The sequence below is a fragment of the Streptomyces sp. NPDC104309 genome (assembly GCF_055584025.1).
On record NZ_JBVJMV010000010.1, the window covers coordinates 258,571 to 275,212 of the forward strand.

The 16,642-nt window shown below is 70.7% G+C and carries 12 protein-coding genes and 1 pseudogene; 5 read left to right on the top strand and 8 right to left on the bottom strand.

What is annotated here, in order from left to right:
* Window positions 1–325 precede the first annotated feature (325 nt).
* Window positions 326–496: pseudogene (locus ACZ68L_RS17570) on the top strand (IS6 family transposase); the annotation flags it as partial.
* Between the two features lie 96 nt (window positions 497–592).
* Here the strand turns inward: ACZ68L_RS17570 and ACZ68L_RS17575 are convergent.
* Together ACZ68L_RS17575 and ACZ68L_RS17580 are read right to left on the bottom strand one after the other, a co-directional pair.
* A complete protein-coding gene (locus tag ACZ68L_RS17575) occupies window positions 593–880 on the bottom strand; it encodes an ATP dependent DNA ligase (protein ID WP_469577705.1) in 288 nt (95 codons plus the stop codon).
* A gap of 200 nt (window positions 881–1,080) precedes the next feature.
* On the bottom strand, window positions 1,081–2,043 hold the full coding sequence (locus tag ACZ68L_RS17580) for a helix-turn-helix domain-containing protein (protein ID WP_469577706.1): 963 nt from the start codon (window positions 2,041–2,043) through the stop codon (window positions 1,081–1,083).
* Window positions 2,044–2,134: 91 nt separating this feature from the next.
* Here ACZ68L_RS17580 and ACZ68L_RS17585 point away from each other — a divergent pair, with 91 nt between their 5' ends.
* Window positions 2,135–6,364, top strand: coding sequence for a S8 family serine peptidase (locus ACZ68L_RS17585; RefSeq protein WP_469577708.1), 4,230 nt, complete (start codon window positions 2,135–2,137; stop codon window positions 6,362–6,364).
* A 114-nt stretch (window positions 6,365–6,478) separates the two neighbouring features.
* Here the strand turns inward: ACZ68L_RS17585 and ACZ68L_RS17590 are convergent, their stop codons facing one another.
* Together ACZ68L_RS17590 and ACZ68L_RS17595 are read right to left on the bottom strand one after the other, a co-directional pair.
* On the bottom strand, window positions 6,479–6,772 hold the full coding sequence (locus ACZ68L_RS17590; RefSeq protein ID WP_469577710.1) for an ABC transporter ATP-binding protein: 294 nt from the start codon (window positions 6,770–6,772) through the stop codon (window positions 6,479–6,481).
* A 403-nt stretch (window positions 6,773–7,175) separates the two neighbouring features.
* Window positions 7,176–7,577: a hypothetical protein gene (locus ACZ68L_RS17595; protein WP_469577711.1), complete on the bottom strand. Its 402-nt coding sequence runs from the start codon at window positions 7,575–7,577 to the stop codon at window positions 7,176–7,178.
* Between the two features lie 415 nt (window positions 7,578–7,992).
* Between ACZ68L_RS17595 and ACZ68L_RS17600 the strand changes: the two genes are divergently transcribed.
* Window positions 7,993–8,343 (top strand): UBP-type zinc finger domain-containing protein, encoded by a 351-nt coding sequence (locus tag ACZ68L_RS17600; RefSeq protein ID WP_469577713.1) that lies wholly within the window; start codon window positions 7,993–7,995, stop codon window positions 8,341–8,343.
* Window positions 8,344–8,413: 70 nt separating this feature from the next.
* Here ACZ68L_RS17600 and ACZ68L_RS17605 read toward each other — a convergent pair whose 3' ends face one another.
* From ACZ68L_RS17605 to ACZ68L_RS17615, 3 genes are all read right to left on the bottom strand, one after another.
* Window positions 8,414–9,025, bottom strand: coding sequence for a glyoxalase (locus tag ACZ68L_RS17605; RefSeq protein ID WP_469577715.1), 612 nt, complete (start codon window positions 9,023–9,025; stop codon window positions 8,414–8,416).
* Window positions 9,026–9,575: 550 nt separating this feature from the next.
* A complete protein-coding gene (locus ACZ68L_RS17610) occupies window positions 9,576–10,670 on the bottom strand; it encodes a hypothetical protein (protein ID WP_469577716.1) in 1,095 nt (364 codons plus the stop codon).
* 376 nt (window positions 10,671–11,046) lie between these two features.
* The gene (locus ACZ68L_RS17615) at window positions 11,047–11,562 is read right to left on the bottom strand and encodes a MarR family winged helix-turn-helix transcriptional regulator (RefSeq protein WP_469577717.1); all 516 of its coding nucleotides are present in this window, start codon (window positions 11,560–11,562) and stop codon (window positions 11,047–11,049) included.
* Between the two features lie 899 nt (window positions 11,563–12,461).
* On the opposite strand from ACZ68L_RS17615, the gene ACZ68L_RS17620 reads away from it, so the two are divergent.
* Both ACZ68L_RS17620 and ACZ68L_RS17625 read left to right on the top strand, forming a co-directional pair.
* The gene (locus ACZ68L_RS17620; RefSeq protein WP_469577726.1) at window positions 12,462–13,895 is read left to right on the top strand and encodes an MFS transporter; all 1,434 of its coding nucleotides are present in this window, start codon (window positions 12,462–12,464) and stop codon (window positions 13,893–13,895) included.
* 29 nt (window positions 13,896–13,924) lie between these two features.
* Window positions 13,925–14,722 (top strand): SDR family NAD(P)-dependent oxidoreductase, encoded by a 798-nt coding sequence (locus tag ACZ68L_RS17625; protein WP_469577719.1) that lies wholly within the window; start codon window positions 13,925–13,927, stop codon window positions 14,720–14,722.
* Window positions 14,723–15,120: 398 nt separating this feature from the next.
* Here ACZ68L_RS17625 and ACZ68L_RS17630 read toward each other — a convergent pair whose 3' ends face one another.
* Window positions 15,121–16,287, bottom strand: a complete 1,167-nt coding sequence (locus ACZ68L_RS17630) for an alpha/beta hydrolase (RefSeq protein ID WP_469577720.1) — start codon at window positions 16,285–16,287, stop codon at window positions 15,121–15,123.
* Between the last annotated feature and the right edge of the window lie 355 nt (window positions 16,288–16,642).

The following is a 16,642-nucleotide window of genomic DNA, read 5'->3' on the forward strand; positions in this document are numbered from 1 at the left end:
GTTGAATATTCGTGTAATGGGAAACGACCGGCAGTCGCTGCACCGATGCCCGCCGGAAGCCGTCACCGGCGCCATTTCGACGCCGGATCGCAGAGCTCGCCGGGCCACCAGACACATGCGATCGCACACATCGCCGCCGGTCGGATCGTGGTCACGACAGGACATCGGCAAGTCCCGTGTGCACGAAGTGGCCCACATCGAGCCGGACTTGGGCAACGCCTGAACAGGCACTGTCAACTTGGTCGGTGGCCTGTCTGCGGGTGGCCTGTCCGCGGATGAGATGATCTTGTGGTTGGTGATCGTCGGGAGGGACCTGTTCGTGGACATGTCGCCGCCGTCGTACATGGGGTTCCGGTTCCCGGCGGAGAGCATGGCTCACTGCATCCGGCTCTGCCACCGCTTCCCGCTCGGCTTCCGCGAGGTGGAGGAACTCATGCTCGCCCGGGGCGTGGTCGTCTCCCACGAGACCATCCGGCAGTGGTACGCCACGTTCGGACCCGGGCGAGTATGCCCGCCAGTTCCCCGAACGAGCTGACAAGTCGTCAAATCCGCAGTCCGCAGACGGGGCTGGTGCGGGAGTAGGTCCGAACGGTCAGGGGACGTCGCCCGGGACGAATCCGGGACGCAGGCGGCGCCAGGAAGGGTGGCACAGCCCGCCTGCCCGGGTCCGGGATGCGTAGCGGACTTCGCCGACCAGGCGCGGCAGTACCCAGTGTGCGCCGGCCGCCCCGGGTGCCTCGCCGCACGGGCATTCGTCGATCGCGGCAACCTGGAGCAGGCCTGCGAGCGTGATGCGTTCCGTGTCGCTCCACCCGGTGCCGACGCCGCCCACATACTCAGGGCGCCCTCGTGCCGCTCCCCCACCAGGACCCCACCGCATCGGCAGAACACCACCGCTGCCGCCGATTCAGTGATCGGCGTTCCACTCGGCCACCCGCTCGTCGAGCGCGGCCCCGCCCTCGATGTCTTCCAGCCATAGGTACGGGTCTTCATCAGTCACGAGCCGAATTGTGCAGGCATGGAACGCGCGCCGGGACCACATCCACCCATGGCCGCCCCACCTGCTGTCGGCGTGCTGTCTCACAACCAGCCGCGGCGGGCCGCGATCACTCCGGCCTGGAAGCGGTTGGCCGCGCCGAGGAGGTCGTGCAGGCGGCTGATGCGGCGGCGCATGGTGCGGACGGACCAGCCGAGCTGGCGGGCTATCGCCTCGTCCTTGAGGCCGCTGACCAGGAGGGTGAGGACGAGTCGGTCCTCCTCGCCGAGGGGGTCCTCGGCGGGGGCGTTGAGAGGCAGGGCCTGCTTCCAGCACATTTCCCAGTAGCCGGTGAGGGCATCGAGCAGGGTGGACGGGCGGATCACCGCGGCGCGGACGTCGTTGAGGTCGAGGGAGAGCGGCATCAGGGCGAGCTTGCGGTCGGCGATGGCGAGTTTGATGCCCAGGCCGGGCAGGACGCGGGCCTGTTCGCCATGCCGGACCAGCTCGCGGATGTCGTCGAGGACGCCCGGCCATTCCAGGGCCTCGGGGGCGTAGACCGCGCGGTACCGTACGCCGCGGCCGAGCGCCGTCGCCTCCACCGGGTTGGAGGTGGTCAGGGCGTACGGCGGCCGGTCCAGGGTCATCACGTCCTCGTGGGCCTCCTGCTGAAGGCGGACGAACCAGCGGCCGAGCGCCTCGCTGCCGGTGGTGATCTCCACCTCGTCCTCATAGGTCGCCCCGGTGCGCGCGGCGGCGAACAGCCGGGACAGCTCGTCGGCCGCCGAACGGACCCGCTCCAGCTCATTGCTTCTGGCCCGCACCAGCGCCTCGACGGCGGCGCCCGGCTCGATCGCGGCGTACCGGCGGCGGGAGCCGGCGAGCCGGCCGACCAGCCCGTGGTCGCGGAGCCGGTCCAGCGCCCTGGCGACGCGCTCGGCCGAACAGTCGAGATCCGCGGTGAGTTCGGCAGGCGCCGCCGTCCGCCGGGTCAGGACGGCGCGGTAGACGCTCTCGTCGAACGGATCGATGCCTGCCGCCGTGAGTCGCGGTGTCTCGGGAGTCATGAACGGATGGTGGCCCAATTGTGCCAGGGGCAGCAATGGGCCACGAAGATCCGTTGTGCGGCAAGTGCCCTTGCCACTAGGACCTTTACGCATGGCAATGAAGTCTCGAAGATCGCGTCATGCCGCCCTCGCCGCCGTGGTTCTCGCCGGCACGTTGGCGGCGACACCGGGTGCCGCCACCGCGTCCACGCCCGACCCGTCGCAACGAGTGCTCGTCGAACTGTCCGGGAACCCAGCGGTCACCGCCGCGCCCGGCGGATCGCTGCTGTCCGCCGAGGCCGCCCGCGGCGTCGGCGCCGCCCGCCGCGCGCTCGACGCGCGGCAGGAGACGTTCCTCGGCTCGGCGAAGAACGCCGGGCTGCACCCTTCGGCAACCCGCAAACTGGGTCTGCTCATCGATGCCGTGGCAATGACGGTGCCCGTGTCCGAGGTGGGGCGGCTGTCCTCGCTGCCGGGCGTCAGCGCCGTCCGCCCCGACACCCGGGTGCTGACGAAGACGGACGTGAGCGTGCCGCTGATCGGCGCACCCGGCGTCTGGCAGCGCAAGGACCAGGCCGGAAACCGCGTCACCGGCAAGGGGACCACCGTCGCGATCCTGGACAGTGGCGTGGACTACACCCACCCCGACCTGGGCGGCGGACTCGGCAAGGGGCACAAGGTCGTCGGCGGGCACGACTTCGTCAACGGTGACGATGACCCGATGGACGACAACGGCCACGGCACCCACGTCGCCGGCATCATCGCGGGCAAGGCGGCTGAGAAGGGCGGCGTCACCGGCGTGGCGCCCGGCGCGAATCTGCTGGCCTACAAGGTGATGGACGCCGACGGCTCCGGCTACACGTCGGACATCATCGCCGGAATCGAGGCGGCCTCCGATCCGGCCAACCCGCACCGCGCCGATGTCATCAACATGAGCCTCGGCGGCCCCGGCGATGGCACCGACCCGCTGGGCCGCGCCGCGACCGCGGCCGTACGAGCCGGTGTGGTCGTGGTGGCCGCTGCGGGCAACGACGGACCGGGCGCGGGTACGGTCAGCAGTCCCGGCACAGCCGACGGTGTGGTCTCGGTCGGCGCGTCGACGAGCAATCTGCGGCTGCCCAGCGCCTATCTGGCCGGTAGGAAACCGGAGTTGATCCAGAGTTATCGCGGCATCCTGTCCGCGAATCCGCCGGAGGACCCGGTCACGGCGCCGCTCGTCGATGTCGGCGAGGGCACCGCCGAGGACTGGAAGCGGGTCGGCGACGTACGCGGAAAGATCGTACGGGCGCAGATGCTCGTCGCCGCCGACGCGCGGTACCTGACGGCGAGCGCCGTGGAGTGGGCGCAGGAGGCGGAGAAGCGCGGTGCGATCGCCGTGCTGGCCGGCCTGTCTTCCAACGACGGCCCGGTGTTCGTCGCCGGAGCACCGGGAGAGGTCACGCCGTCGGAGGTGAACCCTGAGCCGGGAGTGGCCCAGGTGCCGTCATCGCCCGCGCGGGTCGACGCCTCCGGCGACTCGCTGCGCATGGACCACCTGGTGGTCATGGGCATCGACTCGACCCAGTACACGGAGTTGAGCTCCCGGCTCGCCGCCGGGAAGGTCTCGGTGACGCTGCGGGGCACCGACACCACCGACCGGGTCGCCTCGTTCTCCTCACGCGGTCCCACACAGGGCTTCGGTCTGAAGCCCGATCTGGTCGCGCCGGGTGTGGAGATCCGCTCCACGGTGCCCAAGTCGCTGTACGGGCCCGGCCAGTACCGCATGTCGGGCACGTCGATGGCGGCCCCGCACGTCGCCGGCGCCGCGGCCCTGCTGCGCCAGCTGCACCCCGGCCGGACGCCCGCCGAGATCAAGGCCGAGCTGATCGGCACCGCGAAGCCGCTGAGCGGCACCGGGCCCACGACGCAGGGCTCGGGCCGGCTCGATGTGGCCGCGGTCGCCTCGGCCACGGTCAGCGCCTCACCGTCCTCGGTGTCGTTCGGACTCGCCGACCTGTCCGGGCGTCAGGTCGGCGGCACCGCGAAGGTGACGCTGCACAACCCCGGCAAGCGGCCGGTCACTACCTCGCTGCGGACCGACGGTCCGGCCGAGGCCTGGCCGAGGCGGGTCACCGTACCGGCCGGGAGGACCGCGACCGTCACGGTCTCGCTGAGCGTCACCCGACCGGCGGCCGACACCGAGATCAGCGGCCGTCTCACGGCGACTCCCGACCGGGGACCGGCGATCAGGGTGCCCTATCTCCTCGCCGTCCGGTATCTGGCCGTCCAGGCCGCACCCGACCCGAGCGACGGTCACTCGACCGTGCACATCGCCCCGCCGACCCGGCTGGCAGCACCCCCGGTCGTCACCGTCACCCCGCCGCGCGGAAGGGCCGTCGACGTGACTTCCACGCTCGATCCCGCCAGCGGCTACTACCGGGCCGAGGTGACCGGTAGCGTGGCCGGCGCCTACCGGGTCTCGGTACGCGGCACCGCCGGCACCGGACAGCGGCTCACCGGCACCAGCGCCTTCGAGGTCACCCCGGTCGACAGCCGCAGGAACCGCTGGGAGCCGGTCGGCCCCAACAGCGAGGCCGGTTCGGTCGCCCTCTCGCCGAGTCGGCCGAAGCAGGCCGTCCTCACCCAGTACCAGAAGGCGGCTCCCTGGCTGACCACCGACAACGGTGCCTCCTGGCGCCAGTTGGGACGACTGCCCGTCGCGGACGGCACGGGTCCGCTCGTGGTGGACGCGACGAATCCCGACCGCTGGTGGTACGCCGTGAACAGCGTTCACGACGGCAGTCGCCGGGGCGCCATCCTGCGTACCGATGACAACGGGCGGACCTGGCGCACGCTCGACGTCCCGGACACCCGCATCGTGGCGCTCGCCGCCGATGAACGGACCCGCACCCTGGTCGCGGTCACCTCGGACGCGCTGCTGGTCAGCACGGACGCGGGCGACCACTGGACGACATATCCGACCGGCGTCACCGGCGGCATCACCGCCGCCGCCGTCACCGGTGACACCCTCTATATGACGACGTATCACGGTATCTGGGCCCGCTCCGGCATCGGCTCGGGCAACCCCGGCGAGGCACGCCTGCTCTTCGAACCGTCTGGCGGAACCGTCGGCGGGCTGGCCGCCGACTCCTCGGTCGTGGCGGTGTATGTCCCAGGTCGGGGAGTTGTCGGTTCCCGTGACAGCGGGGAGACCTGGACCACCCTGCTGTCCATGACAGACGGCGGCCTCCGCCTGACCATCTCGGGTGACGACCTGTACCTGAGCACGCTGTCCGGCAGCGGCCGTCTCAGCCGCGACCACGGTCGGACGTGGACCACCGTCGCCGCGCCGTCGCGCGCAGCGCTACCGGTGGACTACGACCGTTGGGCCGACGGTTCCGTCACCGTCTCCAGCGAGCAGGACGGTCTCTACCGGGGTGCCGCGGACGGCACCGGATATCGGCGGATCGGCGTCCAGGGACTGACCGTCAACGATCTCGCTGTCAGTGGCGGCCACCTGCTCGCCGCCACCGACAGCTCGGTCTACCGCACCGCCCTTCCCGTCGCGAGCCCGGAATGGGGCCAGTCGGGCGGCGAGGGCATGAGGGGCGTGACTGTCCCGCAACTTGCCGTGTCGGCCAAGGATCCGAAGGTGATCTGGAAGGTGCGGCGCACCGCGTCCGGCCCATTCACCGTCGAGCGCAGCGGCGACGGCGGTGCCACCTGGGGGAAGAGAGGCAGTTCGGCCGAGGTGCCGACGGCGCTCCTGGTCCACCCCGCCGACCCGAACCGGGTCATGGTCAGCTTCCGAAGCCTTCTGGGCCAGGGGCTGTTCGCCACCAGTGACGGCGGCACGACGTGGAAGAACCTCTACCACGAGCGCTCCTTCGACACCATCGCGGGCGACCCCGCAAATCCGCTGCGCCTGTGGCTCGGAAACGCCGCCGGTCTCTACCGGTCTGACGACGGCGGGGTGACCGTCAGCAAAGTCGCCGACGGCCCGGTGACCGCGATCGACCTCGACGGACGGCGTCTCGTCGTCGGCGGCGAGAGCGTCCGCGTCAGCACCGACGGCGGCCGGACCTTCCGCACCGCGGACACCGGCGCTCTCGCGATCCATGTCTCCGACCTGCTCCGGGTCAAGGACACGCTCTACGCGGCCACCACCAGCTCCGGGGCCAGCGGCCTCCTGCAAGGCGGCCGCGGCGTACTGCGCAGCACCGACCACGGTCTGAGCTGGCACAACATCTCCAGCGGCCTGCAGAACACCGACACCACCAAACTGGCCGCGAGCCCCGACGGCCGCACGCTCTACGTCGGCACCGTCGACGGCGGCGTGCACCGTCTCAACCTGCGCCACTGATCACCACGGACCGGGCGTCCGGACGGAACCTCTGTCCGGGCGCCCGGTCGACGCGTTGACGCGGCCGATGGATCAGCGCAAACCACGACGGCCGGGCCGCCCAGCGCGCGCGCTTCAGCGGCGGTTTCGGTGCGGCTTCCAGCCCGGGTGGGGTACTGCGGCCGACAATGCCTTGGTGTAATCCGATTCCGACGCGCGCAGAAGCTGCGCTGTCGGACCATGTTCCCCCACCCGGCCGCCGGACATCACGATCGCGGCGTCGCTGATCTGATGGTCGATGGCCAGCAGGTCGTGGGAGATGAAGACATGGCTGATGCCACTCCACTCGCGAATGTCGCCGAGGAGGTTGAGGATCGGCGCCCGGATCGGTACGTCCAGCGCAGCCACCGCCTCGTCCAGGACGAGCACTTGGGATTCGACGGCGATCGCGCGCGATCGCGCGCGATCGCGACGTGTTGGCACTGGCCGCCCGAGAGCCGGCAGGGCAGCATCTCGGCATGCCGTTCGGCCAACCCCACTGATTCCACGAGCTACAGGGCCAACGCCCGATCAGGAGCCGTACCACAGCGGGGGATCCCGGTGGACCGTGAGCCAGAACTGAACCGATTGCGCGAGGAGCTGCCCAGACTCGGCTGGGCCCCGAACAGCGGATCGCCCCGGTCAACCAGTACCGGGCCCGGCGCGGCTCGGTCCCGCCGCACCGCAAGACCGACTACCCCTGGATGCGGGGCGACCGCCCCTCCGCAGACGCGATCGGCGACGTCCTGGCCGTCCTGTCGCAGTACACCGGATGCCAACTCACCCCTCCCCTTCAAGCTGCCAGGCACGCATCGCAGCATGCTCCTTTCTCTTGCCTCGGGGTGGGGGTCGGCGACCAGGGGTACTGGCCGAGGTGCGGGGCCGCGCCAGTGGATGGGGAGGCGCGGTGCTGTCGAACACCCGGCTGCGCCGGCACGGCCGGGCACCCCGCTGGGTTCGACGCAGGCGCGATCAACGCTTCGGGTTCAGAACGCAATGCCGCGGTGTCGGCCCCGGTGCCGTGCGCCAGGACAACGAAGTCGTCCGCGCAGCGGACGACCCGCCACGTCGAACGACCCTTGCGGCGCAGGTAGGCGCTTTTGCCTTCGGTGGCCATCGCCTCGCCCGGCTCCCACAGCCCGTGCAGGTGCTCATCGAGCACCGACAGGGCGACGTTCGCCGGCAGCGGGGACAAGATGCCGCCTTGCGGGCTGCGCTGCCGCGCTGGTCAAGGGGCAGCCGTCGGTGTGAGACGCCTCCGGTCCTTCCGGCCCAGGGGCCGGGGTGCCAGGGAGATCCCCACCACTGTGGCGGGCTCCCGCTTTGCCCCGTGCGTTCCGCCCGCAGGCGTCTCCTCCAGGGTGCGGACCATCGCCTCCTGTCGCGCCGTCGGCGTGGACCGCGACACCGGCTTGCCGGGCACGCGCCGCGCTGGAAGGACATCGCGGCACGCCCTCCCGGCAAGGCACCACCGGCAGTCGTCGCACTGCTGCAGTACCTCACCTGACGGATCTGAGGCACTCTTCATGGCACCCTTGGCACCATCACCCCGGGCGCATGCCGCTCACCCCTCACAGGGGATGTCGGCAGGTGACACTCTGAGGAGCCGCATGAGCATGGCAGACGGAATCGATCCGAGCGTCCCGCCCAGCGGCACGGGCTGCGCCGCATGCGACGCCTCCGGAGGCTGGTGGTTCCACCTGCGGCGCTGCGCCCGGTGCGGGCACATCGGCTGCTGCGACGACTCCCCCTCGAAGCACGCCACCGCCCACGCAAAGGCGACCGGCCATCCCGTCATCCGGAGCTTCGAGCCCGGCGAGACGTGGTTCTGGAACTACGACACGTCCGAGCTGTACGAGGCAGGGCCTGACCTCGCTCCGCCGCACAGCCACCCCGCCGATCAACCCGTTCCCGGACCACAAGGACGCGTCCCCGCGGACTGGGCCGACCGTCTGAACTGACCAGGCACCGGTCCCGGGACAGGACCGGGTGGCCGACGCCTGGTGTCACGCCGAGCCGAGTAGTACCCGGTTACGACGCCGTCTCCCATGCGAACCCGTCCGGGTCGGTGAAGGGAGCGCCGTCGCTGCCGATGGTGAGCCGGTGCGATCCGGTGTCATCGGGAGCGACGCCGGCGTCCTTGGCGAGGGCCCGGCGACCGTACAGCGCCAGCTTGGCAGGGCTCGACGGCATCGCGAACTCCACATACTTGCGGCCGAAGCTCTTGCCCACGGCGAAGCCGCGGTCGACGTAGAACTGCTTGCTCGCGGCCACGTCGTCGACTCCCAGCAGGAGTACGAACTGCTCGATCTGTCGGGTCGCCGGGCCCCTGTCCTTCTTCGCGGAGGTCGCGACCTTCCAGAGCGCCCCGTCGGGGGCTCGTACGACGCCGCCGTAACCCCAGAGCGACTTCGTGACCGGCCTCACCGGCGAGGCACCGGCGTCGAGAGCCGCGTCGATGAAGCCCTTGACGGTGGCCGGCTGGGACACCGTGAGCGACAGCGTGAACCCAGGGAAGCCGGCCGGCGGCGTCTCCGAGGCCCGCACACGTACCTGGGTGTCCAAACCGAAGGCGGCGGTGTAGAAGCGGTTGGCGGCGGCCGGGTCTGCCGCCTCAAGGGTGAGGGATGTGATGGAAGCCATGAGAAGACGCTATGTGCGGCTGCGGGGCGCGCGCTTCTCGATTCCTGACCAGTCCGGTCGTCCTGCCGCAGCTCGGGTGAGCCTCGCGCGGCGAGACACTCTGCAGCGCTCCACCACTGCGAGCTCCGGCAACGGAACACTGGGCAGCAGCGGCCCGGGGCTGCCGCACCCGGTAGACCTGCCCCGTCTGCGCGCCCTCGATCGAGCGGACATACGCCGTCGCTACGCGCTCCGCCGGGGGACGCGCGCGGCGGGCACGGCGGAGAGCCACGGCCATCCGGGCGTTTGCTTCGTCCCGGCCTCCGACGCCCCCGCCACACGGTCCACCTCGCCCGCCCCGCACATCCCACGTATCTGCGGACAGAGGACTTCCGCACGGCGGTCCGAGAAGTGGTGAGCACCTGAAGCCGCCCCGGAAGCACTGTGCGGCAGGCCGACCGAATCCGTTTCGCGGGGCAGCAGGCCGCCGCTGGGACCGGGTGCCGGAGCCGTCCCCGCCCTGCTCACAGCCCGGGTGCGAGGCGGAGGTCTGCCGGAGCTGGATCGTCGGTCAGCGGGCCGGGCTGCGTCGTACGACCTGCCCCGCACCGTCCGCGTCGAGTGACGCCGCCCCGTTCGGTCCGGTCACGGTGACGCGGATGGTGAGGCGGCCGGTGAGGTGGTCTGCGGTGAGTCGCCAGGTTCGTGGGGAGCGGACGCCGAGGGTGGTCGTGGCCTCCTGGACCAGGACGGGGATGCGGTCGTAGGGCAGCGAGCGCAGGTCGAAGTGCGGGGCGGCGGAACCGGTGGGGGTGAACACCACTGACATGAACCGTTCCTGGACGACGACGGCAACAGCCTGCGGTGCGTCCTTGTCCTTGGTCAAGGACGCGACTGCGCGCCGCAGTTCGCCCCCGTCGAGCAGGGACTGGTCCGGCCCGAGGGCGACCGTCCCTGATACCTCCGTGGACGTGACCGTGGTGGACGACGACGAGGAAACGAACGGCTTGGCGGAAGCGGGCGACTGCCCGGAACTCTCCGGACCGAACAGGGCCGCGCGGAACAGCAGGACGACCGTCGCGGCGCCGAGCAGCAGGCCGATGAGGAAGACGGTGCCGAACGCACAGCCCTCAGGAGGCTGTTGCACCACGGCGGACTCGGGGGCGGAGTCGATGCGGGCGTCGGCCGCCCGGCTCTCCCACTCCGGTGCCGGCCGCGTGACGATCCGGGTTCGCCACGGCCGGTCCGGTGGGTACTGGACCACGAGGACGCCGCGCGGCCGGTAGCCGGGTAGGTCGGCCAGGTTGATGCTCTGGGTGATCTCTGCGCGAAACGCCGGTGCGTCGTCCGGCGCGACCGTGAGGACGAAGTGGATCGGCACGTCCCCCGTTTCGCTCGAACCCGCGCGCAGGCTCTCGATCATCGCGAGAGCCGTGCACGGCACGACGGCCGCCTCGCGGGCACGCCTCGGCATGCCCGCCAGAAAGAGGAGCAGGCCGTACACCACAGGAAGTCCCAGGCCCGTGAGGAACAAGGGGACGTTCTCGATGACGATGCCGACGACCAGAGCGGCCGGCGTCACCCCGGTCACGCCGCCGGTCAGAAACCCGCGCACGAGGACGACCGGACCGTTGTGCGTGGGCGCCATATCCGTGGTGATCGTCATGCGGGTGATTGTGTCGCGCCCGAGTGACCGCAGGAAGACGTTCCGGCAACCATGCATGGTGTCAGGGTGCGCGCGATCCGGAGCTCCGTGTTGGACGCGATTGCCCTCGAACTACCCGCCCGAGGAAGGATCCCTCGAAGCATGCCTGCGGTGATCGGATGTCAACCGGGCGAACTGCCACCCGGCTCGTCGCTGTTGCCCGTGGAATGTGGTGAACGCGTCCACTGGCCGGCTCCCCCTGTTCTGCCGCGCGGAGACGAGGACGGCCGCCGCCATGGCGCGGTCAGACGCGTCCGACAGGTGAAGAGACACCGAGGGCAGCGCCCGTTCCCCGCGCCGACCGCACAGCCAGGACCTGACCGCCGGTATCCATCGGTCAGTCCGCGGCCGAAGGATTCTCGGCCCGCTCTGTGCGGGACCACGTGAGCCCCTCCAACTGTTCGATGCTCTGGTTGAACTCGACCAGCAGCGTGAGGAACTGCTCGGTTCGCTGGTCCGCCCAGCCCGACGCTTCGATGAGGCGCGTGGTCCCGGCGCGGCTGACGGCACGGTCGGCCTCCAGACGTTCCAGGCCGAGCGCGGTGGGACGGAACTTCCGGGCCATCCCCCCGTCGGGATCGGGGATTCGTTCCACCAGGCCGTTGCGGAGCATGGCGCTGACCTGGCGGTTGATGGTGGAGACGCCTACCTGGCAGGTGTGTGCCAGCTCCTTGAGCGTGAGCGGTTCACCGACCTCCAGCCGAGTGAGCAGAACATAGGCCGAGCGTTCCAGGCTCTGGCCGATGCGGGGGCCTCGCGCGGCGATGAAATGCCGGGACAGCAAGGTCAGCTCACGCTCCAGATCACTCAGCCGGCGCTCTCGCTCACTCAGCCCGCGCTCTTGCTCACTCATGTCCTTGATCCTCTTCCACCGTCGGTTCCCGCTCATCATCGCGCATGCCCCGCGTTCCGGAGCCACGAGCGCCACGGTTTGAGCATTGTGCATACGATGCGTAGAGTGCACATCATGTGCACAATGCTCAGAAGGCTCTGTGCGCCCCACCCTCCCGACGCACCCGAGGCATGAAGCCCCACATGAGCGCAGATCAGCCCGAGGACGGGCACCACCGCACTGACCGGGCGCGCAGTCCGAACCGTGCGCGGGAGTGACGGACTCCCCCGGGAACGGATGCCTGACCGTGCTGCTGAGCGACGGCACCCCTCTGTCCGCCGAGGCCGTGCTCACCGCGGCCGTCTCGGTACCGAAGACGGACCGGCTCCCTCGAGCGGAGTCGACCCGGCGTACGGGGTGCGCTGCGACGCGGACGGCCGGGCCGCACCTGGCGGCCACGTCTGCGGAGGCGTGGCCGCCTGGTACCACCCGCGTCACCGCGGGCATCTACTGGAACTCCGGACGCATGCCGTCCAGCAGGCCCATACCGCCGCCAATCCGCTGGACGGCACACGGGTACCGCTCCCCGTCCCCTTCTTCCGGACGGACCGGGAGCCACACAAAATCGTCGTGCGCGGCGTGGTCACGCCTCACCCGGAGTCCCCACCCATGGCCTCGGTCCGGACCGGGACCGCTTCACCGGCGTCCACCGATTGAACGGCCGCGCCACCGCCGTCCTCGCCCGGAACCCCGAAGGAAGCACCACGTCTGCGCCGAGACCGCTCACCGGCCCCACCCGCGCCGTGCCCGCCGCCGGTGCGCCCACGCCGCGGTGACCTCACCCGCTCATGCCCATGCGCGCCCCACGGGCGCCGATTCGTTCAAGGAGTTCTTCGTTGTCAGACTCATCCACCCGCACGATGGGACCGGGTGCGGTCACCGCCGTGATCGCACTGAGCGGCGTCGTGGTGTCGCTCATGCAGACTCTCGTCGTACCGATCATCCCGCAACTGCCGCACCTGCTGAACGCCGAGCCGTCCGACGCGTCCTGGGTGATCACCGCCACGCTCCTCGCGGCAGCCGTGGTGACACCCATCTCCGGACGCCTCGGCGACATGTTCGGCAAACGCAAGATCCTCATCGCCAGCCTGGTCACGCTCGTCGTGGGCTCCGTTGTGTGCGCCCTGTCCGACAGCCTGATCCCGGTGATCACCGGACGGGTGCTGCAGGGCCTGGCCACCGGTGTCATCCCCGTAGGCATCAGCATCCTGCGCGACGAACTGCCGGCCGCACGCGTGGGCGGCGCCGTGTCACTGGTCAGCGCGACCCTCGGGGTCGGTGGTGCGATCGGCCTGCCCGTCGCCGCCGCCATCGTCCAGTACGCCGACTGGCACGTCCTGTTCTGGCTCGCGGCCGGACTGGGACTGGTGTGCCTCGCGCTGGTGGTCCTCCTCCTGCGCGAATCCCCGAACCAGGCACCCGGACGGTTCGACACCTCCGGCGCGATCGGGCTCGCGGCCGGACTGGTGTGCCTGCTGCTGCCGGTCACCAAGGGCGGCGACTGGGGCTGGACGAGTGGTGCCACCCTCGGACTGTTCGCGGGCGGCGCCGTGATCCTGGTGCTCTGGACGGTCTACGAGACGCGCGTGTCCCAGCCGTTGGTGGACCTTCGGGTCACCGTTCGCCGGCCCGTGCTGTTCACCAACCTCGCCTCCGTACTCGTCGGCTTCGCCATGTACGCGATGTCGCTGACCCTGCCGCAGTTGCTCCAGTCCCCCGAAGCCACCGGTTACGGGCTCGGGCAGTCCACGCTCGCGGCAGGTCTCGCACTGGCGCCGGGCGGCCTGGTCATGATGGCCCTGTCACCGGTCTCCGCCCGCATCACCGCCCGGCACGGTGCCCGCGCCGCGCTTCTCATCGGCGTCGCGGTCATCGGCATCGGCTACGGCGCGGGACTGCTCCTGATGTCCCAGGTGTGGCAGATCGTCATCACCTCGATGATCGTCAGCGCCGGTGTCGGCATCGCCTACGCCGCGATGCCCGCCCTGATCATGGGGTCCGTGCCCGTGACCGAGACGGCATCCGCCAACGGGGTCAACGCACTCATGCGCTCGATCGGCACCTCCACGTCCAGCGCGGTGATGGCCGCGATCCTGGCGAACATGACCATGCGGCTCGGTCCGGCCGAGGTGCCGGCCGAAAACGGATTCCGCATGACCTATGTCGTCGCGATGCTCGCCACAGCCGTCGGGCTCCTCCTCGCCCTCGCCATCCCACGCATCCAGCACTCCGCCGCGGAGCAGAACGCCGGGACGGCCCCGGCGCGCCCCCGGGCCGTCACCGGAAAACACTGAACCAACAGGTACGACGAAAGGACATGATCATGGATCGCCTCAAGGACAAGGTCGCGGTCATCACCGGCGCGGGCAGCGGGATCGGAAGGTCCGCCGCCGAACTGATGAGCCGCCAGGGCGCCCGAGTCGTGGTCGCCGACCACAACGCCCAAAGCGCCGAGGAGACCGCCGGAATCATCGCGGTCGCGGGCGGCCGGGCGCTGCCCGTCACCGTGGACGTCACCGACGAGAGTTCGGTCGCCGCCATGGTCGCCGCAGCCATCAGCGAGTTCGGCGAACTGCACGTCCTGTGCAACCACGTCGGTGGAACCAACCCGCGCAAGGACCTGGACCTGCTGCGCATGGACATGGACGAATTCGACCGCGCCGTCGCCCTCAACATGCGCAGCACCCTCCTGGGGGCCCGGCACGCGGTGCCCCACATGATCCGCGCCGGTGGCGGTTCGATCATCAACACGGCCTCCGTCGCCGCACTCGTCGGCGACGTCCTGCAAACCTCCTACGGCGCCGTCAAGGCCGCAGTGGTCAGCATCACCAAGTCGATCGCCGTCCAGTACGGGCCGCACCACGTGCGCTGCAACGCCGTCGCCCCCGGGGCGGTCATGACCCCCGCCCTGGAGAACAACCTGCCCGACGACGTCGTCGAAGCGTTGAAGAAGGGCAATGCCCTGCCGTACCTGGGCTCTCCCGAGGACATCGGCCACACCATGGTGTTCCTCGCCTCCGACGAGTCCCGCTACCTCACGGGCCAGCTCCTCGTCGTCGACGGCGGCATGAGCATGCAGTCCTCCGCTGCCCCCGGGCGACGCTCCATGCTCCCCGGATAACCCCGAGTCCGGGAACGTCGCGTGCGCCGAGCCCGGGGCGATGGACCGTATGTGCCGTGATGGGGCACTCATACGGCCTTCGCCCCGGGCCGGGCCGACCGACAGCGTGGCGGACCGGGCACAGGGGGCGTACCTCCGGTCGGACAGGTCGCGGACCGCGCACCTCCGGTCGGACGGGTCGCACCACCGCGCACCTGCCGGATCCGGCACGCCCCGCTCGGTCTCCGTCGAGGCCGGTCTGCCGCCGGAGGCCGGGCGCCGGACGAAGCCTCCGCTCGTGCGCCACGGCTCGCTGCGGGCACGCACCGACGGAGTCCGGTGTCCCGCCCGCGGAGGCGGACTCACGGCAGCCGAGGCACACGCGCCGGCCGGGCCCGCGACCGGCCCGGCCCCGTCGCTCAGATGCCCTTCGCGCGAGCGACCCCGCCCGGGTAGGGCGCCAGTTCTGCCGTCAGCCAACGGAAGACTTGCGGCACCTGGCGTTTCCACAGCCCGATGGTGTGCGGCCCGCTCACCTCGGCCACCGCCACCCGTGTCGGGAACACCGCGGCCCGCCGCAGTGCGAGGCCGTCGCGGTAGCCGTCGTTGAGCCCGCCCGAGAGATACAGCGCGACGGGCGGCGGGGTGGTGGCGTGGCGCAGAATCCACAGCGGGTTGTTGACGCGCCGCAGCTTCGGGTCCCGGGCCGTGAGGGAGACCCGTTCGGCGGCCGGGTCGTTGTAGCCGGAGAGGCCCACGGCGGCCCGGTAGCGGTCGGGGTGGGCGAGCGCCATCTTCACGGCGCAGTGTGCCCCGGCCGAGAACCCGGCCACCGCCCAGCCGCTCGCACGGCTCTGCGCGCGGAAGGTGTCGGTCACCATCCGCCGGACGTCCACGCTCAGCCAGGACTCGGCGTCCACGACGCCCGGCACATTGGCGCACCCGGTGTCCTGCCCCGCCAGCAGGTTGGTCCGCGGCTCCACGAGGATGAACGGGGCGATCCGCCCGCTGCGCATCCCGGACTCCAGCTGCGACTGCACGCGCAGGCTCCCGAACCACGCCTTCGCCGATCCGGGGAAGCCGCCCAGGAGCTCGACCACGGGAAACTTGCGGTGCCGGAAGGCCGGTTGGCCGTACTGCGGCGGCAGCCATACGTAGACCTCGCCGCGCACCCCCGACACCCGGCCGTTCAGCTGGGTGACGCGAACGCCGCGGCCCATCCGGGCATCGTGCGTCAGGCTGAAGTCCTGGACGACCTTCGGCTCGTTCGCCAGACGCCCGTGTTCCCCGAGTCCGTCGCGACCGAGGCTCGGCGCGGCAACGATGTGGTGTCCGGTGCCGAGCAGGTCGGCCCAGTTGTCGTAGAGGCCGTTGGAGTTGTTGACCATCACGAAGACGCTCAGGACGGCCGCCGCCTGCGCGGAGGCGACCATCACCAGGCGGGCCGTGCCGCGCACCACGGCGGGACCACGCACCCGGCTCCACAACAGCAGGGGCAGCAGCACGGTGACCACGACCAGCGCGATCGTGGCCAGGAAGAACGGTGTCCCCGTCAGGCTCATCACGCCTGGGAGGATGCCGTACACGCCTCAATGGTTTACCCGCTTTTCCACCTTTTTACGTCGGACGCGAGAAACCGGGGAACGCCGTGTTGACGCCGGGCGCCGTCGGCCCGGGTGCCGCAGGCGCGGTCCGCCCGATATACGACGGGGCGAACCGGCACGACGGTGCGCCGGACGCGCCGCCCCGGGCCGGACGAGATGGCGAGTGGCGGCCCGGTTCAGGTCGTAGCCGTCGAGGTGCCGCTCCCGCACCCGGCGAACACTGGCACACACCCCAAAAAGGTCTAGGACTTGTCCGGTCGATCACGTCCGGAGCCAGATGACGAGGGCGGTTGCGGTGACAGTGCCCAGGTAGACATAGCCGCGCTTGTCATAGCGA

What these genes read in the sequence shown, in the direction of transcription:
- ACZ68L_RS17575 (WP_469577705.1), bottom strand. Translation starts at nt 880, where the DNA reads ATGCGGTGGGGTCCTGGTGGGGGAGCGGCACGAGGGCGCCCTGAGTAT.
- ACZ68L_RS17580 (WP_469577706.1), bottom strand. Translation starts at nt 2,043, where the DNA reads ATGACTCCCGAGACACCGCGACTCACGGCGGCAGGCATCGATCCGTTC.
- ACZ68L_RS17585 (WP_469577708.1), top strand. Translation starts at nt 2,135, where the DNA reads ATGGCAATGAAGTCTCGAAGATCGCGTCATGCCGCCCTCGCCGCCGTG.
- ACZ68L_RS17600 (WP_469577713.1), top strand. Translation starts at nt 7,993, where the DNA reads ATGAGCATGGCAGACGGAATCGATCCGAGCGTCCCGCCCAGCGGCACG.
- ACZ68L_RS17605 (WP_469577715.1), bottom strand. Translation starts at nt 9,025, where the DNA reads ATGGCTTCCATCACATCCCTCACCCTTGAGGCGGCAGACCCGGCCGCC.
- ACZ68L_RS17610 (WP_469577716.1), bottom strand. Translation starts at nt 10,670, where the DNA reads ATGACGATCACCACGGATATGGCGCCCACGCACAACGGTCCGGTCGTC.
- ACZ68L_RS17615 (WP_469577717.1), bottom strand. Translation starts at nt 11,562, where the DNA reads ATGAGTGAGCAAGAGCGCGGGCTGAGTGAGCGAGAGCGCCGGCTGAGT.
- ACZ68L_RS17620 (WP_469577726.1), top strand. Translation starts at nt 12,462, where the DNA reads ATGGGACCGGGTGCGGTCACCGCCGTGATCGCACTGAGCGGCGTCGTG.
- ACZ68L_RS17625 (WP_469577719.1), top strand. Translation starts at nt 13,925, where the DNA reads ATGGATCGCCTCAAGGACAAGGTCGCGGTCATCACCGGCGCGGGCAGC.